Origin of the sequence: Gracilibacillus marinus (genome assembly GCF_042651725.1) — a bacterium.
GTDB classification, from domain to species: Bacteria; Bacillota; Bacilli; order Bacillales; family Amphibacillaceae; genus Gracilibacillus; species Gracilibacillus marinus.
Genome location: NZ_JBHSDV010000003.1, coordinates 291212 through 316265 on the forward strand (window position 1 = coordinate 291212; position 25054 = coordinate 316265).

24 protein-coding genes are annotated in these 25054 nt (G+C 34.1%); 22 read left to right on the plus strand and 2 right to left on the minus strand.

Annotation, left to right across the window (positions count from 1 at the left end; genetic code table 11):
• The first annotated feature begins 33 nt into the window (after positions 1–33).
• Positions 34–2334, plus strand: coding sequence for a DNA internalization-related competence protein ComEC/Rec2 (locus ACFOZ1_RS11730; RefSeq protein ID WP_390199499.1), 2301 nt, complete (start codon positions 34–36; stop codon positions 2332–2334).
• A 107-nt stretch (positions 2335–2441) separates the two neighbouring features.
• Here ACFOZ1_RS11730 and ACFOZ1_RS11735 read toward each other — a convergent pair whose 3' ends face one another.
• Positions 2442–2576 (minus strand): YqzM family protein, encoded by a 135-nt coding sequence (locus tag ACFOZ1_RS11735; protein ID WP_390199501.1) that lies wholly within the window; start codon positions 2574–2576, stop codon positions 2442–2444.
• Positions 2577–2924: 348 nt separating this feature from the next.
• Between ACFOZ1_RS11735 and holA the strand changes: the two genes are divergently transcribed.
• The gene (gene holA / locus ACFOZ1_RS11740; protein WP_390199502.1) at positions 2925–3944 is read left to right on the plus strand and encodes a DNA polymerase III subunit delta; all 1020 of its coding nucleotides are present in this window, start codon (positions 2925–2927) and stop codon (positions 3942–3944) included.
• A 90-nt stretch (positions 3945–4034) separates the two neighbouring features.
• Here the strand turns inward: holA and rpsT are convergent, their stop codons facing one another.
• Positions 4035–4301 (minus strand): 30S ribosomal protein S20, encoded by a 267-nt coding sequence (gene rpsT, locus ACFOZ1_RS11745; protein WP_390199504.1) that lies wholly within the window; start codon positions 4299–4301, stop codon positions 4035–4037.
• Positions 4302–4463: 162 nt separating this feature from the next.
• On the opposite strand from rpsT, the gene gpr reads away from it, so the two are divergent.
• The 20 genes from gpr to yqfD all read left to right on the plus strand — a co-directional run bounded on the left by gpr (position 4464) and on the right by yqfD (position 25052).
• Positions 4464–5555 (plus strand): GPR endopeptidase, encoded by a 1092-nt coding sequence (gpr, locus tag ACFOZ1_RS11750; protein ID WP_390199506.1) that lies wholly within the window; start codon positions 4464–4466, stop codon positions 5553–5555.
• Positions 5556–5648: 93 nt separating this feature from the next.
• Complete coding sequence (gene spoIIP / locus ACFOZ1_RS11755) at positions 5649–6818, plus strand: stage II sporulation protein P (RefSeq protein ID WP_390199507.1); 1170 nt, start codon at positions 5649–5651, stop codon at positions 6816–6818.
• A gap of 11 nt (positions 6819–6829) precedes the next feature.
• A complete protein-coding gene (locus tag ACFOZ1_RS11760; protein WP_390199509.1) occupies positions 6830–7159 on the plus strand; it encodes a hypothetical protein in 330 nt (109 codons plus the stop codon).
• A gap of 80 nt (positions 7160–7239) precedes the next feature.
• Positions 7240–9054: a translation elongation factor 4 gene (lepA, locus tag ACFOZ1_RS11765; protein ID WP_390199510.1), complete on the plus strand. Its 1815-nt coding sequence runs from the start codon at positions 7240–7242 to the stop codon at positions 9052–9054.
• Positions 9055–9153: 99 nt separating this feature from the next.
• The gene (gene hemW, locus ACFOZ1_RS11770) at positions 9154–10308 is read left to right on the plus strand and encodes a radical SAM family heme chaperone HemW (protein WP_390199511.1); all 1155 of its coding nucleotides are present in this window, start codon (positions 9154–9156) and stop codon (positions 10306–10308) included.
• 77 nt (positions 10309–10385) lie between these two features.
• Positions 10386–11408, plus strand: coding sequence for a heat-inducible transcriptional repressor HrcA (gene hrcA, locus ACFOZ1_RS11775; RefSeq protein WP_390199513.1), 1023 nt, complete (start codon positions 10386–10388; stop codon positions 11406–11408).
• A gap of 125 nt (positions 11409–11533) precedes the next feature.
• Entirely contained in the window at positions 11534–12094 is a 561-nt protein-coding gene (grpE, locus tag ACFOZ1_RS11780) for a nucleotide exchange factor GrpE (protein WP_390199515.1), read from the plus strand.
• Positions 12095–12121: 27 nt separating this feature from the next.
• Positions 12122–13945 (plus strand): molecular chaperone DnaK, encoded by a 1824-nt coding sequence (gene dnaK / locus ACFOZ1_RS11785; protein ID WP_390199517.1) that lies wholly within the window; start codon positions 12122–12124, stop codon positions 13943–13945.
• 179 nt (positions 13946–14124) lie between these two features.
• A complete protein-coding gene (gene dnaJ, locus ACFOZ1_RS11790; protein ID WP_390199519.1) occupies positions 14125–15240 on the plus strand; it encodes a molecular chaperone DnaJ in 1116 nt (371 codons plus the stop codon).
• A gap of 150 nt (positions 15241–15390) precedes the next feature.
• Entirely contained in the window at positions 15391–16332 is a 942-nt protein-coding gene (gene prmA, locus ACFOZ1_RS11795; RefSeq protein ID WP_390199521.1) for a 50S ribosomal protein L11 methyltransferase, read from the plus strand.
• Positions 16333–16345: 13 nt separating this feature from the next.
• Positions 16346–17098, plus strand: a complete 753-nt coding sequence (locus ACFOZ1_RS11800; RefSeq protein WP_390199523.1) for a 16S rRNA (uracil(1498)-N(3))-methyltransferase — start codon at positions 16346–16348, stop codon at positions 17096–17098.
• A gap of 4 nt (positions 17099–17102) precedes the next feature.
• Positions 17103–18440, plus strand: a complete 1338-nt coding sequence (gene mtaB, locus ACFOZ1_RS11805) for a tRNA (N(6)-L-threonylcarbamoyladenosine(37)-C(2))-methylthiotransferase MtaB (RefSeq protein WP_390199525.1) — start codon at positions 17103–17105, stop codon at positions 18438–18440.
• A 125-nt stretch (positions 18441–18565) separates the two neighbouring features.
• Positions 18566–19240: a deoxyribose-phosphate aldolase gene (deoC, locus tag ACFOZ1_RS11810; RefSeq protein WP_390199527.1), complete on the plus strand. Its 675-nt coding sequence runs from the start codon at positions 18566–18568 to the stop codon at positions 19238–19240.
• A 111-nt stretch (positions 19241–19351) separates the two neighbouring features.
• Positions 19352–19528 (plus strand): 30S ribosomal protein S21, encoded by a 177-nt coding sequence (gene rpsU / locus ACFOZ1_RS11815; RefSeq protein ID WP_018931586.1) that lies wholly within the window; start codon positions 19352–19354, stop codon positions 19526–19528.
• Positions 19529–19546: 18 nt separating this feature from the next.
• Positions 19547–19993 carry a GatB/YqeY domain-containing protein gene (locus ACFOZ1_RS11820; RefSeq protein WP_390199529.1) on the plus strand — a complete coding sequence of 149 codons (447 nt, stop codon included), beginning with the start codon at positions 19547–19549 and terminating at the stop codon, positions 19991–19993.
• A gap of 229 nt (positions 19994–20222) precedes the next feature.
• On the plus strand, positions 20223–21557 hold the full coding sequence (locus tag ACFOZ1_RS11825; RefSeq protein WP_390199531.1) for an NfeD family protein: 1335 nt from the start codon (positions 20223–20225) through the stop codon (positions 21555–21557).
• A 14-nt stretch (positions 21558–21571) separates the two neighbouring features.
• Positions 21572–22561 (plus strand): flotillin-like protein FloA, encoded by a 990-nt coding sequence (gene floA, locus ACFOZ1_RS11830; RefSeq protein ID WP_390199533.1) that lies wholly within the window; start codon positions 21572–21574, stop codon positions 22559–22561.
• Between the two features lie 38 nt (positions 22562–22599).
• A complete protein-coding gene (locus ACFOZ1_RS11835) occupies positions 22600–23025 on the plus strand; it encodes a hypothetical protein (RefSeq protein ID WP_390199535.1) in 426 nt (141 codons plus the stop codon).
• 491 nt (positions 23026–23516) lie between these two features.
• Entirely contained in the window at positions 23517–23831 is a 315-nt protein-coding gene (gene yqfC / locus ACFOZ1_RS11840) for a sporulation protein YqfC (RefSeq protein WP_390199536.1), read from the plus strand.
• The gene (gene yqfD / locus ACFOZ1_RS11845) at positions 23832–25052 is read left to right on the plus strand and encodes a sporulation protein YqfD (RefSeq protein WP_390199538.1); all 1221 of its coding nucleotides are present in this window, start codon (positions 23832–23834) and stop codon (positions 25050–25052) included.
• The last annotated feature ends 2 nt before the right edge of the window (positions 25053–25054 follow it).

Sequence of the window (25054 nt, forward strand, 5' to 3'; positions counted from 1 at the left end):
AGTATTAGCCTGTTGTGTAACATGGAGGTGTTTATGTATTCCTTTCCTTATCATTGGTTAGTCATCAGTTATCTACTCGCATTCTTCCATATTTCCTACAAAAACCCTATCTTTAGTATAGTGTTACTATTCATTTTATTGGTATGCAAGCTAAAGTTGCAAGTGAAAATAACGACATGTGTTATCATTTTTTCAGTCCATTTAATTAGTTTTTTAATTATTCCTCATCCTTCTCCATTACTCCAAACAGACAATACCCCCAATGACCAGATAGAAGTATATATACAATCATCAGTAGTAGCAACAAATCATTATACTTCTTTTATTGGTACATCACCTCAGTTTAATCAAGAACCTATTCAATTTTACCATTTTGTCTCGTCAGAAGAAGAGGAGTTAGCTATATACAAAGTTGGTGCAACATGTGTACTAAAAGGAGAAATTAGTTCAGCATTACACGCAACCAATACAGGTGAGTTTACTTATGATGAATACTTGAGTAAAAAAGGGTTAGCAGGTCAATACAATATAGAAGAACTACTCCATTGTGAAGGGCAAGGGATTGTTCAATATTTATTTGATCTTAAAGGATATGTAATCAACCATATAGATCGATACGTTGATGATTTTACATTAGCATGGATAGAAGCGATGATTTTTGGAAACCGTAAATATTTGGACCAAGAAACTACGGAAGTATTTCAAGAATGGGGGTTAACTCATTTACTTGCTATTTCAGGATTACATATCGGCTTGTTATTAATGATGTTTTATTTTGTATTTTTATATATTGTAAAAATGACTGTTGAACGGGTACATTTTCTTTTATTATGCTTCTTACCAATATACCCAATTATAGCAGGGTCACAACCATCTGTATGGAGAGCGTCTATTTTAGCGATTCTTCTTATTCTTATAAGAAAATGGAAGATTAGACTACCGACAATTAGTTTGCTTAGTATTGTTTTTCTACTTCTTGTTTGTATTGATCTATATATTATATACCAACTTGGCTTTCAATTTAGTTTTTTTGTTACATATGCGATTTTGTTATCAAAGAGAATCGTCATTCATAATGAGTGGGGGATTTTTACAGGATTAAAAATCAGTTTGTTGAGTATGTTTATTATTTTGCCGATTCAATTGAATGCTTTTTACCAATTTCAACCATTATCTGTTGTAATGAATCTGTTCGTCATACCATACTTTTCATTCTTTGTCCTGCCTTTTTTATTATTAATCCTATTTGTAAGCATTTCTCCGACTATGTTACACCTATTCTCTAATGTATTTCACTTTGTTCATGAATATTTTTTAACTATATTACTTTTTTTGGATCAACATATTTCAATGATATGGACAGTAGGAAAATTACATACGTTACTTATTATTTTATTCTATAGTTGTCTACTTCTTTTCTTTATCTATTTTGAACAAAAAAAATATAAAAAAACGTTTGTCCTTGGGAATATACTTGTACTCTTTTTAATGGTACAAGGCTTTCTTCCATATATTCAAGATAAGGGAACTGTTACGATGTTAGACATTGGTCAGGGAGATGCGATTGTTATCGAGCTACCATATAGAAAAGGCGTCTATTTAATAGACTTAGCAGGAAAGATGAACTATGATTACTCAAGAGCATCTGATAAAACATACAAACAAATTATACATCCATTTCTTCAATCTAAAGGAATTACGCACATAAATGGTCTTTTTTTATCTCATGCCGACTTAGATCATATTGGGAGTGTGGAATATCTATTAGCGGATTATACTGTAGATTATATTTTTACCTCGCCATTTTTTTCTGAAACAATTACAAATCAATACAAAGAAATAAATACACAGTTTAAGCACAAGCAAATGAAGCAAAATGATCGTATTCAAATAGGCGATTGGAGCTTACATGTATTGCATCCCAAAATGGATTTGAAAGAAACCAATGCTAATTCACTTGTTATGTATACGGAATTAGGTGGATTTAAATGGTTATTTACAGGAGATATTACAGAAAAAGAAGAGAAAGCCTTAATTCAGAACTATCCAGAGTTAGATATAGATATTCTAAAAGTTGCCCATCATGGTAGTAAGACATCTACATCGACAGAATTTCTTCAAAAGATAACTCCGACAATTAGTTTAATCTCAGTAGGTAGAGATAACAGGTATCAACATCCAAATACGGATGTGATCGAAAAGTTGTGTCAATCAAGTACAGTGTTTAGAACAGATCAACATGGTGCCATTTATTTTAATTTTACTGATCAGGATGGAACATTTTTAACCCATTTACCATACGATAATGTAAATAACTCATGCTATATACCCTAGGTAAACACCTAACTTAAATCTTAATGAAGTGTTATAAGTTACAACATGAAAAAAAGGTATTCCCTAATATAGATAGAGAATACCTTTACAAAAAACATAAGAAAAAATTAAGAGCCGATTGCATCAAAGATAACTGCAATAAAGAAAATAATCATAAAAAATGCAAATGAAAAAATAAAGCCAGCTGCAGCGTCAAAGATATCATGACGTTTCGATTGAACTTCCTTTTCGAATTCATTCATTGCTATGTACCTCCCTATGTTAAAATAGTTCCTTTTTTCTACAGGATTCCCTCACTTAGCAAGAGTTAACACCTATATATTTAACAGATTCGGTCAATCTATATATAAGCAAAAAAACATCGTTGCTTCTTTAGTTACCTAGGGCTAATGAAGTTGCGTTCATATAGATTGCGGAGGGAAGGTGAGAAGAACTTTCCCTTCTTTAATCATTCCAATAAAAATATGTATGATTGCAAATTAGGAATGTAGAAGCTTTTCAATAGTTTAATCTTATTATACAATAAATCATATTGAAGATTTTTTCAACATTTATCTTTCATGTAATTGAATTCTATTGGAGTGGGGCAGATGAAATATCTTGAAGCAGTAAAAGAAATAAAAAAAGGAAAAATTGCGAATTGCTATTACATATATGGTACGGAAGCATTTATGATAGAAGAAATAAAGCAAGCATTATTTGAACATAGTATTACGTTAGAGGATAGAGAAACAAATATTTCAATTTTTGATTTGGAAGAAATCGCAATACAAGATGTAGTAAATGATGCTAATACATACCCGTTTTTTGGTGAAAATAAATTAGTTATTGCTTCAAATGCAGATTTCTTAAAAGCTAAACCACAACACACGGATGTGAAGCATAATCCCGACATACTAATCGATTATCTAATAAATCCAGCACCATACACTACGTTTGTTATTATTGCGCCATATGAAAAAGTTGATGAACGGAAAAAAGTTGTAAAGCAATTAAAGAAATTAGCTAAACCGATCGCTTGTGAAAAATTAAAAGAGTGGGATATGCAGGATGCATTAAAACAAATCGCAACAGAATCAAAAGTGAATATAGAACAAGATGTAATGAACTACATCATTGCCGAACTAGGCACAGATTTACTACTACTGCATTCAGAAATAGAGAAGTTAGCATTATATGTCGGTGAGGGTAATACGATTAGAATGGAAGATGCCGAATTGTTATTATCAAGGACAGACAATAACTCTGCTCTAAAGTTATTTGACGCGATCCTTGCAAAGGATTTGGCAAAAGCTATTACCATTACAAAGGATTTAGAAAAAATGGGTGAAGATCCAATTATGTTTATTGCTTTATTGTCCTCACAATTCCGTACATTATTACATGCGAAAATTCTATCAAAAAAAGGGTTCAATCAAACAAAATTAGCTCAACAATTAAAGATACACCCTTATGTTGCAAAATTAGCTTTACAAAGACAATCTAAATTTAAAATCGATTATTTAAAAAGGTCATTACAATTATTAACAGATACGGATGAAAAAATTAAAACAGGTAAAATGGAAAAAACGATTGCTTTCGAATTGCTTTTGTATTCTTTAATAAAATAGTTTTTAGATGGTTTAAGTTATGATCACAAGTGTGCTAACTTTCCTCAAACGATTAAAAAAGCCGCAAACCTAAGTTTGCGGCTTTTAAACTTATGCGCTTAATCCGTTAACTTTTTTCGTTAATCGAGATTTTTGACGGTTACCTTTATTCTTGTGGATTAATCCTTTTTGAACCGCTTTGTCAATTTTTTTAACAGCTGCTAATAATGCAGATTTTGCATTATCAACATCGTTTGTTTCAACTAATTTTTCAACTTTCTTAATATGTGAACGCATATCCGTTTTGATCGATTGGTTGTGTACACGACTTTCTTCGTTTGTACGAACACGTTTGATTGCTGATTTAATATTTGCCATTCTATTCACCTCCATCTTACATCGTACCATACATTTATTAGGTCACAAGACATTTTACCAAAGCTTTCACAAATTTTCAATAAAAATTATTCTAAGTTCTTACGTATCATTATCTATAAGCATGCGAAAACTACTATAAAAATCAAAATAGGAGTGATAAGCATGGCTGAAGAACAATATGGTATACGTACTGATTTAGCTATAGAAGCTAGAGATATGGTGGTAGAGAAAGGACAAAAAAATACGGAAGAGATACAAGGTGTGACAATAGAAGAGAAGAAGTTTGGGAATATTCGCGTTACGTATGTGGAAATCACAGAAGAAGGTGCAGAGAAAATTGGGAAAGGTAAGGGATCTTATCGGACAATTTATACAGATGCAATTCGGAAACAAGATACAAATTTGCAACATGAAACAGCTAATGTATTTCGAACACAGTTACAAGAATTGTTAACGAAACATCAGTTAACAAAAGATGCTAAAGCATTAATTGTTGGATTAGGTAATCGACATGTTACACCAGATGCATTAGGGCCGCTAGCTATCGAAAAAGTTCTTGTTACCAATCATTTATTTGAATTTGAACCAGAATATGTGGCTGAAGGATACAGAAGAGTAGCAACAATAAACCCAGGTGTCATGGGGGTAACAGGTATAGAAACAAGTGACATCATAAAAGGAGTGATTGAAAAATTAAAACCAGATTTCATTATTGCCATAGATGCATTAGCTTCACGCTCCATTGAAAGAGTAAATGCAACGATTCAATTATCAGATGCAGGTATTCACCCAGGTTCAGGTGTAGGAAATAAGCGAAAAGAACTGTCACAAGATACTTTAGGCGTACCTGTATTTGCTATAGGAGTTCCAACCGTAGTCGATGCAGTCACAATTACAAGTGATGCTATTGATTATGTGCTGAAACACATAGGGAAAGAGTGGAAAGAAAAAGATCAACCATCCAAATCATTAACGCCTGCTGGAATGAATTTCGGTTCTCGTTCTTTATCTGATGCAGATTTACCTTCAATGGAAAAAAGGGAAAAGATTCTTGGAATGATTGGTTCATTAGATGAAATAGAAAAAAGAGCATTAATGAAAGAAGTTTTAACACCATTAGGGCATAATCTCATGGTTACACCAAAAGAGATAGATGGGTATATTGAAGATATGGCACATTTGCTTGCAGAAGGGATAAATGCATGTTTACATGATAGTGTCACTATAGATACAGCGTCCAATTATACAAGATAATAGAATAATTTTTTAGTCTATATAGTTCTACTCTCTACATATCCTTCATACATTTCTAGTAAATGTAATAGAGTTAGTAGAGAGGGGACTATAATGAATCCAAGAATTCGTCGAAATAAACGTGTTTTTCTATTGTCAAAACATAAAGTACTTGTAGTAATATCGAGTTTTATCATTTCTTTTTTTACTGTTTTTATTTTAGTAGGACTAATGACAAGTATCGAACCAAATTATCGTGTTTCTTCTCAAACAATTAAAAATTGGACGACAAATGTAGATGAAGCTCACTTCTTATCATTAATGATACTCGAAAATCGAATTTTTAAAGAAGCTTTACCAAAAGATAAGCCAACATTAGACGTGTGGAAAGCATTATTTGAAGTAGGTACGAACATAAGAATGCATGATGTGAGAAGCCTTGTCTCAAGAGAAATTCCAGGTTTTTATCGATATGATAATCAGATATTAATTGCAGGAGAGGGCACAGATTACACGAATTTAACTTTCGAATCCAATCCACCATTAGATATAGTGCTAGAAGAACGAGAGGCTACGATGCCTAATGAGAAACCAGTAGATGAACCAAAACCAGAAACTGATAACACAACAGGAGATAAAAACGTTGTCTATATTTACAATACGCATAATAGGGAATCTTTTTTACCGCACTTACCTGAAACTGACGATCCAAATAGTGCTTTTCATAATGAAGTGAATATAACAAAAGTAAGTGATCAATTGGCCAAAGATTTAGAAAAACAAGGAATAGGAACAACGGTTGATCATACAGACATCGGGTCCATTCTGGTGAATAATGGATGGGAATATTCTGCACATTCTTATAAAGCTTCTAAACAAGTAGTCGAAACAGCATTAGCAGCAGACAGCAATTTAAATTTTGTTTTTGATTTACACAGGGATAGTATGCGCAAAGATGTTACAACAATAGAAATTGATGGAAAAAAATACGCGAAATTAATGTTTGTTATTGGTGGAGACAACCCTAATTATGAAAAAAACTATGCATTGGCTTCAAAATTATATGACGCTCTTGAACGTGAATATCCGGGCTTAAGCCGAGGTGTACAGAAATATGATGGAGCTGGACGAAATGGTGTGTATAACCAAGATGTGTCTGATAATGCACTAACAATAGAGTTTGGTGGTGTGGATAACACGATGGAAGAATTATTTAACACATCTGAAGTATTCGCGGAGATTTTTAGTGAATATTATTGGGATGCTGAAAAAGTATCAAATTAGGAGGGGTATACATGATTAAGTTTTTATTAAATCTTATTTGTATGTTGATTATTTTTTCCATCGGGTTATTCTTAGGTATTGATCAATCTACTGTGACTATTTATCCAAATCAAACACAACCACTGACAGGCGTGCATATGGATACAAAAATAGACATGGAAACTGAAGCAATTACGGATAGAGAAGCGATTGTTGATGAAATAGATGCCCCTTTAATTACCGAGAATACGGGTGAGAGAACATTCTTGACGAAGGTAGCTTCAGGTGGGGAGCAGGTTATTCAAACTGTTTGTGATGGGATTGTTACTGTTACATTTACCGTTATTGATGAAATATTCTAATTGATTTCTATTGAACATCACTGTGACTATTGCTATAATCTAACCTAGTATATTGTGCTCGCACATAGGAGTTGAAGACATTGACGAATGTAAGAAATCAAAGTAAAGTACGAAATTTTTCGATTATAGCACATATTGATCATGGAAAATCAACATTAGCTGACAGAATATTAGAAAAAACAAAAGCACTAACAGCTCGAGAAATGAAAGAGCAATTTCTTGATGCAATGGATTTAGAACGTGAACGTGGAATAACCATTAAATTAAATGCTGTGCAATTAAAATATAAAAGAGATGATGGCGATGAGTACTTATTTCATTTAATCGATACTCCTGGACATGTCGATTTTACATATGAAGTGTCACGGAGCTTAGCGGCATGTGAAGGAGCTATTTTAGTTGTAGATGCTGCACAAGGAATTGAAGCACAGACGCTTGCTAACGTTTATTTAGCACTTGATAATGATTTGGAAATTATTCCTGTTATCAATAAAATCGATTTACCGAGCGCTGATCCAGAACGAGTAAAGAAAGAAATAACAGATGTCATCGGAATTGATGGAGATGAAGCAATTTTAGCAAGTGCAAAATCTGGCATTGGTATTGAAGAAATACTAGAGCAGATTGTTGAACGTATACCAGCACCAGTTGGAAACCCTGATGAACCACTTAAAGCTCTAATCTTTGATTCATTGTATGATCCTTATCGTGGAGTAGTGGCATATGTTTGTATCAAAGAAGGTTCTGTCAAAGTTGGAGACAAAATTAAAATGATGGCAACAGGAAAGGAATTTGAAGTAAATGAAGTGGGTGTATTTAATCCTAAGCCTGTGAAGCAAGATATGTTAACAGTTGGTGATGTTGGTTATTTAACTGCTTCTATCAAAAATGTAGGGGATACTAGAGTTGGTGATACCATTACATTAGCAAATCGCCCTGCGACGGAAGCTTTACCTGGTTATCGTAAATTAAATCCAATGGTGTTTTGTGGTCTGTATCCTGTCGATGCAGATAAATATAATGATTTAAGAGAGGCACTGGAACGACTAGAATTGAACGACTCTTCTTTACAATACGAAGCAGAGACATCACAAGCATTAGGATTTGGCTTTAGATGTGGATTTTTAGGCTTATTACACATGGAAATCATTCAAGAACGTATTGAACGAGAATTCGGTATTGATTTAATTACGACAGCACCAAGTGTTATTTACAAAGTAATTAAGACAGATGGAGAAGAATTAACCATAGATAACCCATCATTCATGCCTGATAATCAATCGATTAATGAAGTACAAGAACCATACGTAAATGCTACAGTGATGGTTCCTAATGACTTTGTAGGTCCTGTTATGGAGATTTGTCAGAAAAAACGTGGTGAATTTATTAATATGGATTACTTAGATGAGAATCGCGTGAATGTTGTCTACGAGATTCCATTATCTGAGATAGTATATGACTTTTTCGATCAATTGAAGTCACAGACTAAAGGATATGCATCATTTGATTATGAAATGATTGGATATAAAGCTTCGAATTTGGTTAAGATGGATATTTTGTTAAATAGTGATACAATCGATGCACTTTCATTTATTGTACACCGTGATTTTGCATTTGAACGTGGAAAACAAATTGCTGAAAAATTAAAAAAATTAATCCCAAGACAACAATTTGAAGTGCCAATTCAAGCAGCAATTGGTAATAAAATCGTTGCCAGAACAAATATCAAAGCAATGCGCAAAAACGTATTAAGTAAATGTTATGGTGGGGATATTTCTCGTAAGCGTAAATTGTTAGAAAAGCAAAAAGAAGGAAAGAAACGAATGAAAATGGTCGGTTCTGTAGAAGTACCTCAAGAAGCATTTATGGCAGTGTTGAAAATGGATGAAGATTAATAAGTGAAACCCTTGTCAAACGGCAGGGGTTTTCCCCATTTTTCATTGCGAAATGTATACAGGTAGAATAACTCCTACCTAATAGAAAGGTGATAATAAATGATTACGTCCGTGTATATACACATTCCATTTTGTGAAAAAATTTGTCATTATTGCGACTTTACCAAGTTTTTTTATGATGAAAAAATGGCAGATGATTACTTACTTGCATTAGAAAATGAAATAAAAACAACAATGGTAGAGAAACAAGAAATGGAAACAATATTTATTGGTGGAGGAACACCAACAGCATTAAATGCTCGTCAACTAAAGCAATTATTACGTATCGTCGAACAATACTTTTCTTTTGCGCCAAATTGTGAATACACATTTGAAGCAAACCCAGGTGATTTAACTAAAGAAAAGATTAAATTACTGAAAAATGCAGGAGTTAACCGAATTTCGATGGGTGTTCAAGATTTGAATGATGAGATGTTAGAGCAATTAGGAAGGCTTCATAGAGTAAAAGATGTCTATCAAAACATAAATGATTTGCAAAAAGAAGGTTTAAACAATATAAGCATTGATTTAATGTATGCTTTACCTAATCAAACTTTTGAGCATTTTGATCAAACATTACAAGAAGCATTACAATTTGATTTACCTCATTATTCTGCATACTCATTACAAATTGAGCCTAAGACTATTTTTTATCAACGTTATAAAAAAGGCAAATTAGTAAAGCCACCTGAAGAAATAGAAGCAGATATGTATGCACATTTGCGTAAAGAAATGAATAGTAAAGGCATTAAACAATATGAAATCAGTAATTTCAGTAAAAAAGGTTTTGAAAGTAAACACAATTTAACATATTGGAATAATAATTATTACTATGGTTTTGGTGCTGGTTCGCATGGGTATTTACCTGGTAAAAGAATCATTAATGTGAGACCATACCCAACGTATGTTCAGAAAGCGATGGAAACAGGTGTTCCAAAACTTCATGTTGAAGAAATTAGCGAAAAAGAGCGTGTAGAAGAGGAAATGTTTTTAGGTTTAAGAAAAAGTGAAGGTGTATCATTAAAAGAATTTGAGAAAAAATATCATATATCTATCAATGAATTGTACAAAAATGATTTAGATGTGTTTCTAGAACGCGGTTGGATCGAAATAAATGAGGATTACATCAAATTAACAGAGTTAGGAAAGCCATTTGGTAATGAAGTATTTCAGGCATTTTTATTAGATGAAGAAGATTTAGTGTTTCTTCGTTGACAATTAGTATAGGATTTGATAATTTATTATTAGATTTAGCACTCGATGTGAATGAGTGCTAACAGAGGTGATCATCGATGCTTACAGAAAGACAAATTCAAGTGTTGCAGGTTATTATTGATGAATTCATCCAAACGGCACAACCGATTGGTTCTCGAGCAATTGCAAAGAAAGAAGATATTTCCTATAGTCCAGCAACAATTAGAAATGAGATGGCAGATTTAGAAGAGTTAGGTTTTATTGAAAAAACACATACTTCCTCTGGTAGAGTACCATCTGAAAAAGGGTATCGCTTTTATGTTGATCACTTATTATCACCGTTTCATTTATCGCATAATGAGATGTTGTTGATAGGGCAAGCGTTTGATAAAGGATTATTAGAATTTGAACAAATTGTTCAAAAATCTGCGCGGGTGCTTTCTGATTTAACTAATTATACATCCATCATACTTGGCCCAGAAGTATTCGAAACAACGTTAAAGCAGATTCAAATTGTTAGCTTATCAGACCATGCTGCTGTAGCAATATTGGTTACTAGCACAGGACATGTCGAACATCGCTATTTTACGATACCACAAAGCATGCAAGCAACAGATATCGAAAAGTTAGTGAACATATTAAATGCTCGATTAGTTGGTGTACCGATTATCCATTTGCAAAAGAAATTATATGGTGAAATTTCAGAGTTGATTCATCAATATAGTAGTGATTTTGAAGCAACATATGCATATTTAAAGGCAGCACTATTAGAAAAGAAACCTGTAAAGCTATATATGGATGGAAAAACTAATATATTATTGCAACCCGAATTCCACAATATTCAGAAGGTACAATCTCTTTATTCTGTGATGGAAAAAGAAGATAAAATGGCAGATATTCTACGTACTTCTGAGAGAGGGATTAAGGTATCCATTGGACAAGAAAATAGCTTAGATGAAATGCAAGACTGTAGTTTAATTACAGCAACATACACATTAGGTGGAACGCAATTAGGTACAATTGCACTACTCGGGCCAACCAGAATGGAATATTCTCGAGTAATTTCACTGTTGAATGTGTTGTCGAACAGACTAACTAAAACATTTCAATCTTTTTATTAATGCTATATAGGGTATAGCTCTATGCTATACTCCTGTATTTCTTTGTCTAGTAATATTGAATTAGTTGCTATTTCTATATAAGTATGTTTAGCTATACAGTGGTTGTATTTAGGAGGTGACTTGGAATGGAAGAAAAAAATATTAAAAATGAAGAAATTACTCAAGATGAAGTTGAAGAAGTAACGGATTCAGAACAAGAAGTAATCACAAATGAGGATGAAAAGAAAGAAATCGATATAAAAGAATTCGAAACATTAACAGAAGAAAAAAATCAGTTACAAGATAAATTGTTACGTGTCCAAGCAGAATATGACAATTTCAGGAAACGTACAAAAAAAGAAAAAGAAGCGGATTTAAAATATAAATCGCAAGCAATTGTAACAGAATTACTTCCGGTATTAGATAACTTTGAGCGAGCATTACAAGTGGAATTAGATGATGCGCAAGCAAAAAGTGTTGTGCAAGGATTAGAAATGGTATATCGACAGTTAGTGACAGTTATGGAAAATGAAGGTGTAACAGAAATTGAAACAGATCAAGCCTTTTTTGACCCACATTTGCACCAAGCGGTGATGCAAGTGGAAGAAGAAGGATTTGAATCGAATCAAATTGTAGAAACATTACAAAAAGGTTATCAATTAAAAGATAAAGTAATCAGACCAGCAATGGTGAAGGTGAATCAGTAATTACATAGTATTTAAGGAGGATTTACAATGGGAAAAATCATTGGTATTGACTTAGGAACAACAAACTCATGTGTTGCAGTTATGGAGGGTGGAGAAGCAAAGGTAATCCCGAATCCAGAAGGAAATCGTACAACACCATCTGTTGTTTCATTCAAAAATGGAGAACGTCAAGTTGGTGAGGTAGCAAAGCGTCAAGCAATAACAAACCCTAATACGATTCAATCAATTAAACGTCATATGGGTACAGATTATAAAGAAGAAATTGAAGGTAAAGAATATACACCTCAAGAAATTTCTGCGATTGTTTTACAACATTTAAAATCATATGCAGAAGATTATTTAGGAGAAGCAGTAGATAAAGCTGTAATTACAGTCCCAGCTTACTTTAACGATTCAGAACGCCAAGCAACAAAAGATGCTGGTAAGATTGCTGGCCTAGAAGTAGAACGTATCATTAATGAGCCTACTGCTGCAGCACTTGCTTATGGAATTGATAAAGCTGATCAAGATCAAACTGTTTTAGTATTTGACCTTGGTGGAGGTACATTTGATGTATCTATTCTTGATATCGGTGATGGTACTTTTGAAGTTGTATCTACTGCAGGGGATAACCGTCTTGGTGGAGATGACTTTGATGAAGTATTAATTGATTATATGGTACAAGAGTTCAAAAAAGAAAATGGAATTGATCTTGGTAAAGACAAGATGGCATTACAAAGATTAAAAGATGCTGCTGAAAAAGCGAAAAAAGACTTATCTGGTGTAACACAAACACAAGTATCATTACCATTCATTACTGCTGGTGATGCAGGGCCGTTACACTTAGAAATGAACATTACTCGCGCTAAATTTGATGAATTATCTCAAGAATTAGTTGAACGTACAATGGGACCTACTCGTCAAGCATTACGCGATGCAGATTTAAGTGCAAATGATATTGACAAAGTTATTCTAGTAGGTGGATCTACTCGTATTCCTGCTGTTCAAGATGCAATCAAGCGAGAAATTGGTAAAGAACCATCTAAAGGAGTAAACCCTGATGAAGTGGTAGCATTAGGTGCTGCAATTCAAGGTGGAGTATTACAGGGTGATGTGAAAGATGTTGTATTATTAGATGTAACACCATTATCATTAGGTATTGAAACAATGGGTGGTGTAACAACAAAATTAATTGAACGTAATACGACAATTCCAACAAGTCATTCACAAGTATTCTCAACAGCTGCTGATAACCAAACTGCTGTGGATATTCATGTGTTACAAGGTGAGCGCGAAATGGCGCAAGATAACAAAACATTAGGTAGATTCCAATTAACAGATATTCCACCAGCACCACGTGGAGTTCCACAAATCGAAGTATCATTTGATATTGATGCAAATGGTATCGTGAATGTTCGCGCGAAAGATTTAGGAACGAACAAAGAACAATCCATTACAATCAAGTCTTCTTCAGGTTTGTCTGAAGATGAAGTCGAAAAAATGGTACGAGAAGCAGAAGAAAATGCAGAATCAGACAAAAAACGTCGTGAAGAAATTGAATTACGCAATGAAGCTGATCAATTAGTGTTCCAAACAGATAAAACATTAAAAGATTTAGGCGATAAAGTAACAGAAGAAGAAAAACAAAAAGCAGAAGCTGCAAAAGATGCATTGAAAAAAGCTTTAGAAGAAAATGACATGGAAGAAATTAAATCGAAAAAAGAAGCTTTGGAGCAAGAAGTACAGAACCTTACAGTAAAATTATATGAGCAAGCACAACAAGCACAACAAGCTCAAGGTGAAGACGCTCAGAAACAAGATGATGATGTTGTCGATGCTGATTATGAAGAAGTAGATGACGATAAAAAATAATATTTAGTTAAGAGTCAAAGTCGGACGTAAGACTTTGACTCTTTCCATGCAATAGAAGAAATACATGCAATATTTTATTGTGAGAAAATTAAAAATCTACTTAAATTTGTTTGCGGTAAATAGGTTAGTGATGTTATGATTAATGTTATGCAATCAATGATCGGGAGTGTGATTCGTCAGTGAGTAAACGTGATTATTATGAAGTTTTGGGAGTATCTAAGGATGCTTCTAAAGAAGAAATCAAAAAATCTTATCGAAAATTAGCTAGAAAATATCACCCAGATGTGAATAAAGAAGAAGGTACGGATCAAAAATTTAAAGAAGTAAAAGAAGCATATGAAGTATTAAGTAATGATCAAAAACGCCAACAATATGATCAATTTGGTCACGCAGGTCCACAAAACCAAGGATTTGGTGGTGGAGCTCAAGATTTTGGTGGGTTTGGTGATATATTTGATATGTTCTTTGGTGGCGGGGGTAGACGTGATCCAAACGCTCCAAGACAAGGGAATGATTTACAATACAGAATGACATTAAGTTTTGAAGAAGCTGTTTATGGTAAGGAAACAGATATTCATATACCGAAAGAAGAAAATTGTAATACATGTAATGGTTCAGGAGCAAAACCAGGTACCACTCCTAAAACATGTAGTCATTGTAATGGTTCTGGCCAACTGAATGTGGAGCAAAATACGCCATTTGGTAGAGTAGTTAACAGAAGGGTCTGCCATCACTGTCAAGGTTCTGGTAAAATAATTACAGATAAATGTTCAACGTGCGGCGGACAAGGTAAAGTCAACAAACGAAAGAAAATTCATGTTAGTATTCCAGCAGGTATTGATGATGGACAACAAATTCGTGTATCAGGTCAAGGTGAACCTGGTGCGAACGGTGGACCAGCTGGAGACCTGTACGTAGTGATTCAAGTGAATCCACATGAATTTTATCAACGAGATGGTGACAATATTTATTGCGAGATGCCAATTACCTTTGCACAAGCTGCATTAGGTGACGAAATTGAAGTGCCAACACTACATGGTAAGGTAAAATTAAAAATTCCAGCAGGTACTCAAACTGGAAAAACATTTAGACTTAAAGGTAAAGGTGCACCTAATGTACGTGGATACGGACAAGGGGATCAGAATATTAAGATTCGTGTTATCACTCCACAAAATCTAACGGAGAAACAAAAAGAATTACTTCGTGAATTCAATGAGATTAGTGGTAATCAACCTACAGATGAACATGAAGATTCTTTTTTTCAACGAGTGAAAAGAGCATTCAAAGGTGAGTAATCGTATAATTTCATAGGATTCCTTATAGGAGAAGAGAAATATCAGCACTCGAGAAATAGGAGAGTGACCTGATTTTTTTCTCGTTAAGGATAAAGATAGCATAGGGAAGTTGCGCAATAATAAATTTATAATAGAAGTGAGTTGATCTGTTTGAAGTGGACAGAGCTATGTATTTATACAACCAACGAGGCGATTGAACCAATTTCTAATATCATTCATGAAGCTGGAGCAAGTGGGATTGTGATTGAAGATCCACAAGATTTATTAGTGGAAAGGGACACCTCTTATGGCGAAATTTATGAATTAAATCCTGAAGATTATCCTGAAGAGGGTGTAAGACTAAAGGTCTATCTTCCAGTAAATAGCTTTTTAGGCGAAACAGTTGCTGAAATAAAACAAGCAATAAACAATTTACTTGTTTATGATATCGATATCGGATTGAACAAAATTACATTAAGTGAAGTGAATGAAGAAGATTGGGCAACAGCATGGAAGAAGTATTATAAACCTGTAAAAATATCAGAGAAAATAACCATCACACCTACTTGGGAAGATTACAAGCCTGTCTCTACAGATGAACTTATAATTGAATTAGATCCAGGAATGGCATTTGGTACAGGAACCCATCCAACAACAGTATTAAGCATTCAAGCATTAGAAAGATACATGAAAAAAGGCAATCGTGTGTTAGATGTTGGATGTGGATCAGGTGTGTTGAGCATTGCTTCTGTTCTTTTAGGAGCTGAGAAAGTATTCGCGTATGATTTAGATGATGTTGCTGTGCAAAGTGCTAGATTGAATACAAAAGTCAATAAAGTGAATGATTCTGTTGAAGTAAAACAAAATAATCTATTGGATAATGTTACAGAAGAACCTGATATTATTGTCGCAAATATATTAGCAGAAATTATTTTGAGGTTTGAAAAAGATGCGTTTCATTTACTAAAACCAGGCGGATTATTTATTACTTCTGGTATTATACAAACCAAAAAGCAACTTGTGGAACAGCGCTTATTAGAAATAGGCTTTGAATTAATAGAAATAAATCAAATGGAAGACTGGATTTCTATTATTGCTAAGAAGCCTGAGTAAAGGTAGGTAGAAGATGCAACGATATTTTGTTTCAGCAGATAATTGGATGGAAGATGAAGTTCATATTGTTGGAGAAGATGTCCATCATATTGTACATGTCATGCGTATGGATAATGGATCAGAGATTTTGTGTAATCATCCGAATGGAAATGTGTGCAAAGCAGTAATAAAGGAAGCGACAAATGAAAAGGTCGTAGCAAAAATCCAAACGTATTTGGATGTGAAAACAGATTCTCCCGTCCATGCAACAATCGTTCAAGGACTCCCAAAAGGTGATAAATGGGAAACAATACTACAAAAAGCAACAGAATTAGGTGTTTCTGAATTCATACCTTTTCAAGCGGAGCGTTCTATTGTCAAGTGGGATAAGCAAAAAGTTGCTAAAAAAATAGAACGATGGCATAAAATTGTAAAAGAAGCGAGTGAGCAATCACATCGTAATACTATTCCAATCGTTAATAAAGTGTTGGAACTAAAAGAAGTAATAACTAGATATAAAGATGTCAAACATAAGTTTTTTGCGTATGAGGACACAGCAAAAACCAACCATCAAACGAAATTGCATGATCATTTTCAATCTATTCACGAAGGTGACTCTGTTATGATTTGTATTGGTCCAGAGGGTGGTTTTTCGAACTCTGAAGCAACGTTTTTAATAGAAAATGATTTTCAACCAATTCGTTTAGGACCAAGAATTTTACGGACAGAAACAGCACCACTCTATGTATTATCATGCTTATCTTATTATTTAGAGGAAATGAGGTGATCAAATGCCTACAGTAGCTTTCCATACATTAGGATGTAAAGTAAATCATTATGAAACAGAAGGTATTTGGCAAAAATTCAAAAATGAAGGATATGAACGTGTTGAGTTTGATCATCACGCAGATGTATATGTCATCAACACATGTACTGTTACAAACACTGGGGACAAAAAAAGTAGACAAATAATACGTCGTGCTGTAAGAAGCAATCCAGAAGGTATTATTTGCGTGACGGGATGTTATGCTCAAACCTCACCAGGAGAGATCATGGAAATTCCAGGAGTAGACATTGTTGTTGGAACACAAGATCGGGGTAAAATGATTGAATATATTGAGCAACATCAAGAAACTCGGTTACCAATAAATGGCGTGTCAAATATTATGAAAAATCGCGTGTTTGAAGAAATGGATGTACCAGCATTTACTGACAGAACGAGAGCATCTTTAAAAATTCAAGAAGGTTGCAACAACTTCTGTACATTTTGTATTATACCATGGTCAAGAGGGCTATTACGATCAAGAGACCCTAAAAATGTCATGGAACAAGCGCAACAACTAGTGGATGCAGGCTATAAAGAAGTTGTTTTAACAGGTATTCACACAGCTGGATATGGCGAAGATATGAAAGACTATAATTTTGCACAACTATTACGTGATTTGGAACATAATGTTAGCGGACTAAAACGAATTCGTATTTCATCAATAGAGGCAAGTCAGATAACAAATGAAGTAATCGAAGTTTTAGATCAATCCAAAAAAATTGTTCCACATTTACACATTCCACTTCAATCTGGTTCAGATACGGTACTCGAACGCATGCGTAGAAAGTACTCCACTCAATTTTATCGAGAACGAGTGGCAAAAATTCAACAAGCATTACCTAGGTTAGCAATTACATCAGATGTGATTGTTGGATTTCCTGGGGAAACAGATGAAGAATTTAATGAAACAGTACAATTTATTAAAGAGATTGGTTATTCTGAGTTACATGTCTTCCCTTTTTCCAGACGTACAGGTACACCTGCTGCAAAAATGGATAATCAAGTAGATGAAGATGTAAAGAATGAAAGAGTACAACAATTAATTGATTTATCTAACAAACAAGCATATGAGTATGCAAAGCAATTTGAGGATGAAGTAATCGAAGTGATCCCAGAGGAAACATATGACGCAGAAAACCCAGACATATTAATCGGTTATTCTGATAATTATTTAAAAGTGAAATTCGAAGGAACACAAGATATGATTGGCGAAATTGTTAAAGTCAAAATATCAAAAGCTGGTTATCCATACAATGAAGGTACTTTTGTACGCATAATGGATGATGTAGCACTACAAATTTGATGTGATAAGAAAATACCACAGTAGATGCTGTGGTATTTTACTTGCTAAAACAATGCAACAAATGGGTATAATATAAAAAGTGAGTTAGTTTATTCTAAAAATCTGAATGGATTAGGAGTGATCTTATGAGTAAAATTGGTATTGCTAAAGCAATTGATCACACATTGTTAAAGCCTGATGCTACAAAAGAACAAGTCACAAAAATTTTAAATGAAGCAAAACAATATCATTTTGCTTCCGTTTGTATTAATCCACAGTGGGTAAAATATGCAAGTGAAGCACTAATGAACACAGATGTGAAAGTTTGTACTGTAATAGGTTTTCCATTAGGTGCAACAACATCTAAAATAAAAGCACTGGAAACAAGAGATGCGATAGATAACGGTGCGACAGAAATTGATATGGTTATAGCTATCGGAAGGCTAAAGTCTGGGGATGATGATTACGTACAAGAAGATATCAAACAAGTTGTAGATGCAGCTGGAGATGATGCCATAGTCAAAGTAATTATTGAAACAACGTTACTAACAGAAGAAGAAAAAATCAGAGCATGTCAACTAGCAAAAAAAGCGGGAGCAGATTTTGTTAAAACTTCGACAGGATTTGCTGGTGGTGGAGCTACTGTGGAAGATGTAAAATTAATGGCTAAAACTGTTGGAGACGAAATGCAAGTGAAAGCTTCTGGTGGTGTAAAGGACTTAGAAACAATGCGTAAAATGATTGAAGCTGGTGCAACAAGAATTGGAGCAAGTGCAGGAGTAATGATTTTAAACGGAATGAAATCAGACAATGATTATTAAAGAATGTATAAAACTGTTGACCAATAATAGCTAGTATATTATAATTGCAAAGAGACATATGTCTATGTGTCTGATTAATTTTTTTGATGCTTCGGAGGGAGGGAAATTAGCATGTCTAACACAACTCGCGTTCGTAAAAACGAGTCACTTGAAGATGCTCTTCGTCGCTTTAAACGTAGTGTATCAAAGTCTGGTACATTATCTGAATATCGTAAGCGTGAATTTTATGAAAAACCTAGTGTTCGCCGTAAGAAGAAATCTGAGGCAGCTAGAAAGCGTAAATTTTAAAGAGGGTGTAATTAGATAATGGCAATCGTTGAACTTTTGAACCAAGATATGAAACAGGCGATGAAGGACAAAGATAAATTGAAACTTAGTGTAATTCGAATGGTTAAAGCCTCATTACAAAACGAAGCCATTAAGTTAAAGCAAGATACATTGTCTGAAGAAGATGAATTAACTGTTTTAGCAAGAGAGCTAAAACAACGTAAAGATTCCCTCCACGAATTTAAAGAAGCTGGACGCGAAGATCTTGTAAGCAAGTTAGAAGATGAAGTTAAAATTTTACAAGCTTATATGCCAGAACAATTATCTGATGATGAACTAAATCAAATTGTTGTTCAAACGATCGAAGAAGTTCAAGCAGAATCTAAAAAAGATATGGGAAAAGTGATGAGTGCATTAATGCCTAAAGTAAAAGGTAAGGCAGAAGGCGCAAGAGTGAACCAATTTGTTCTAAAACATTTACAATAAATGCATAATATAATTGATTCCTTTAGATCACAATAGAAAAGAGGCGTTATTCATATGAATAACGCCTCTTTTTAGTGGACGCACCTACATTTCTTTATTTACTCAATTGTGATAAACTATTTATCATGAACAATGAAACCTTTTTATTTTTTAAACGTAGAAGAGAGAGAATCCCTTCTTTTACGTGAATAATACGTATACATAAAAATAAATAGAAAGGAGGCAGTTAATGAAAAAATTTCTATTTCTTACACTATTATTAATTAGTGTACTTACCATTTTCCCCTCGTTTGCAAAACAATCAACAGTATTACATGCAGATGAAGGAAGTGGAAACCTCGTTTATGTCATCCCAATTGAAAACACTGTGGAAAGAGGTTTAGAAGCGTTTATAAAGCGAACAACAAATGAAGCAATAGAAGCAAATGCAGACCATATCATATTTGAAATAAATACTCCTGGTGGTAGAGTGGATGCAGCTAAAAATATTGGAGAAATTCTACAAGATTTAGAAATTAAAACAAGTTCCTTTGTTACTGTGGAGGCTTTATCAGCTGGATCTTATATTGCACTTAATACGGATTCAATCTATATGAAACCACAAGCGAGTATGGGAGCTAGCGGTGTGATCAATAGTGATGGAACGGCAGCGGACAAAAAAGCCCAATCAGCTTGGATTGCAAGCATTAAGAGTGCAGCATCTTCTAAAGGGAGAGATCCACTTTATGCACAAGCAATGGCAGATGCGGATGTTGATTTACCAGAATTCAATGCTGAAAAAGGTGAATTTTTGACATTAGGAGCAGACGATGCCGTAAAAGTCAAATATGCTGAAGGCATCGTTAAGCATCGAACCGAATTATTGAATGAGTTAGGTCTTTCTAATGCAGAAGTGATAGTCACAGAAACAACACTAGCAGAAGAAATTGCCCGATTTTTAACAAATCCGATTGTTGTACCAATCTTATTGTCACTAGCAAGTATAGGCTTAATTGTAGAATTGTACTCACCTGGATTCGGTATTCCTGGCTCTATAGGTGCAGCGTCGCTTGTCTTATATTTTTATGGACATATCGTTGCTGGTCTAGCAGGATATGAATCGATTATTTTATTAGTAATAGGGATTATTTTATTAATCATAGAGATTTTTGCACCTGGTGGTATATTAGGGTTTATTGGGCTTGGTGCGATGATAGGTGCATTGTACATGTCGAGTGATAACCCTAGTCATATGACAATGAGTATTTCCATTGCAATTATTGCTAGTATTATAGTTGCCGTAATACTGTTTAAGACAATTGGTCTTGAGAAAGGATTATTTAGACATATTATCTTAAATGATGCTACTACCACAGATAATGGGTATGTTTCGACGGTGAATCGATATGAATTGTTGCATCAAAAAGGAGTCACTGTCACACCGTTACGTCCATCTGGGACTGCAATATTTGGCTCTGAACGATTAGATGTTGTATCAGAAGGAGCCTATATTAATATAGATGAACCTGTTGAGATAATCAAAGTGGAAGGTTCACGTATTGTAGTAAGAAAGATAAATGAATAATAGGAGGATGAAAAATGGAAGGTATAGAATTTTTACCGATTATCGGTATCGGACTTATTGTAATAGCTGTTGCAATATTATTTACATTTATTCCTGTAATGCTATGGATTAGCGCATTAGCAGCAGGTGTAAAAGTTAGTATCTTTACATTAATCGGGATGCGTTTAAGAAGGGTTGTTCCATCACGCGTTATTAATCCATTGATTAAAGCTCATAAAGCGGGAATTGATGTAACGACAAATCAACTAGAGAGTCACTTTTTAGCTGGTGGTAATGTCGATCGTGTCGTAAATGCTCTTATTGCGGCACAAAGAGCGAATATCGAGTTAAGCTTCGAAAGAGGTGCAGCCATTGACTTAGCTGGCCGTGACGTGTTAGAAGCAGTACAAATGAGTGTAAACCCAAAAGTAATTGAGACGCCGTTTATTGCAGGTATCTCAATGGATGGGATTGAAGTAAAAGCAAAAGCACGTATTACGGTTCGTGCCAATATTGACCGCCTTGTTGGTGGTGCAGGAGAAGACACGGTTATTGCGCGTGTCGGTGAAGGTGTCGTTAGTACAATCGGTAGTGCAAAAGACCATAAACAAGTATTAGAAAATCCAGATTCTATTTCTCATAATGTATTGAATAGAGGATTAGATGCAGGTACTGCTTTTGAAATCTTATCGATTGATATTGCAGATGTAGATATTGGTAAAAACATTGGTGCGATTTTACAAACAGATCAAGCTGAAGCAGATAAAAATATTGCTCAAGCGAAAGCAGAAGAGCGTCGTGCAATGGCCGTTGCACAAGAGCAAGAAATGGTTGCAAAAGTACAAGAAATGCGTGCGAAAGTAGTAGAAGCTGAAGCACAAGTTCCTCAAGCACTAGCAGAAGCTCTACGATCTGGAAAAATGGGTGTAATGGATTATATGAACTATAAAAATATTGGTGCAGATACAGATATGCGTGATGCAATTGGTAAATTAACTGATAATGATGAAGATGACGAAAAATAACATACTCATCATTCATTTATCCCGAAAGGATGAGATGGATGGAAGATTTATTTAGTTTTCTTGTTCCTATCTTGGGTGTGATTGCTTGGATAGTTGGTAGTATGAATAATAAAGAAGAAGAGAAGACGAAGCCTTCACGTCCAACAGTATCTAAAGAACAACAGGAAGTCCAACAACCTGATATTATTTTAAGTGAAAATACTAATGGAAATGAAGAAGTGTCAACTTTTGCCCAACAGAAGCGTGAACAATTAGAAAAAATCCAATCAAATTTGGATAAAGCTGCATCTATTCGTAATAATCAAACCACATTTGATAGTAAAACATTAAAGAGGCCCAGTAAAAGCAAGAGCAAGAAGAAACGTCTTGCATTGAGCTCTAGCTTAACAAAAGAAGGTGTGGCTAAAAGTGTTCTGATGGCAGAAATTTTAGGTCCACCAAAAGCGTATCGAAAAAATAAATAAGTATGATAAAAAGAGTCAGCTAATTAGCTGACTCTTTTTTCTTGGTATCATTTGTGGATAAATAGTATACAAACTGAAATAGCAAGGTCTAATTTAAACGTCCAGAAATTAGGTGAATTCACAAATCAACGATCAACATAGAAGACTTACCTCATGTGGATACATGAGGTTTAGTCGCGCTTGTACTGGTGAGTATAAGTCATCATTGGTTCGTTCCTCACCGTGATTCCTTTATTTCTGTTGTTTTGATCCAGTCACTACGTTTCTAGTCGGACGCTTTCGCTTTTGTATCGTCTAGCTCAAGCGTCCAGAAACTAGGTGACTTCACAAATCAACGATCAATAAGTCATCATCGGTTCGTTCCTCACCGTGATTCCTTTATTTCTGTTGTTTTGATCCAGTCACTACGTTTCTAGTCGGACGCTTTCGCTTTTGTATCGTCATATTCTTGGGTTTTTGTTCATACAATGATGAAGAAGGAGGGATTGAATTTGTTGGAGAACTGGACAGAAAAATTATCAAGAATGATGACAAAAACATTTGATCTTCCTTCTGAAGTTATGTTGGAACTCCCACGTATTACAACAATTGGTCAAATACATGCATACATAGAAAATCATCAAGGGTTAGTTATTTTTCAGTCTAATCAATTAGTATTAAAAATTCATCAAGGCTATGTAAAGATAAATGGTACTGATTTTGTTCTAAAAATGATGATCGGACAAGAAATACTGTTAGAAGGTAAAATTACGGATATTATCTTTCAAGAGGACATCACTAATCCAAAAACCGGAGGGAAAGGTTAGATGTTTTATAAAAAGAAAAGTTGGTTTAAAGGTTTTATTAAAGTTAAAGTGGTTGGAGAATACCCAGAATTATTTTTTGATTTGTGTTCAAGAAATGGAATACAAGTATGGAATATAAAAAAAGCAGGAAAAACCGTTTGTTTTGGTGAAATAGAATTAGCAGATGTTAAAAAAATAAAAATATTAAAAAGAAAAACCATTCATAAATTATATTTTGAATCTCGATTAGGATTCCCCTTTTTTTTAAAACATACTTTTTATCAAAGGCCGCTTATTATTGGATTTGTGGTTGCGGTATGTTTTATTTTTATACTCTCAAATATGGTATGGCGAATCGATGTAGTTGGTTTAGATGAAGAATTAGAAAAGAAAGTAAATGACCAACTAGATAATTATGGTGTGAAGAAGGGGAACTTTCAATGGAATATAGAAGTGCCTGGTGAAATACAAAAAAAATTACTTAAAGATATACCTGAGTTATTATGGATTGGTGTGAAGAAAAATGGAACAACTTATTATTTAGAAGGTGTAGAAAAAACACGTGTAGAAAAACAGCAAGAAGACGAAATTGGTCATCTTGTTGCTGCAAAAGATGGTGTGATAGTTGATCTATATGTAAAAAAAGGACAACCTTCTGTGAAAGTAAACGATGTTGTACAAAAGGGAGATCTGTTAATCTCGGCGTATTTAGGGCAGAATAAACAAACAGACAAGAAAGATGATGAGAAGGAAGACAAGCAAACAGCTGTTGTGGCACAAGGAGAAGTAATTGCAAAAGTCTGGTACAAAACAACTGTTGATATGCCCTTTGATGATAATTACGATGTTTTAACGGGGAAAAATGTGACGAAACACTATATTGACATTTCTCAATTGAAAATACCGATATGGAATTTTTCCTCTATACCGTTTCAACAAAAAGAAGTGGAAGTTGAAGAAAAAAGTTTTTACTTTTTAAACTGGAAACTTCCAATTTCTTATCATAAAGAAGTGATTCATGAAGAAAAGAATGTAAAAGTCAAAAGGACGAAAGAAGAAGCAAGAAAATTAGCGTTAGAACAAAGCAAACGAAACTTATTTCAACTTATACCAACTGATGCCATTGTAGAAGAAGAAAAAGTTTTGCACGAACGTGTAGAGAATGGTAAAGTTAAGTTAACAATATACTATACAGTATTAGAAGATATAACGAAAAGACAACCACTATATCAAGGAGACTGATT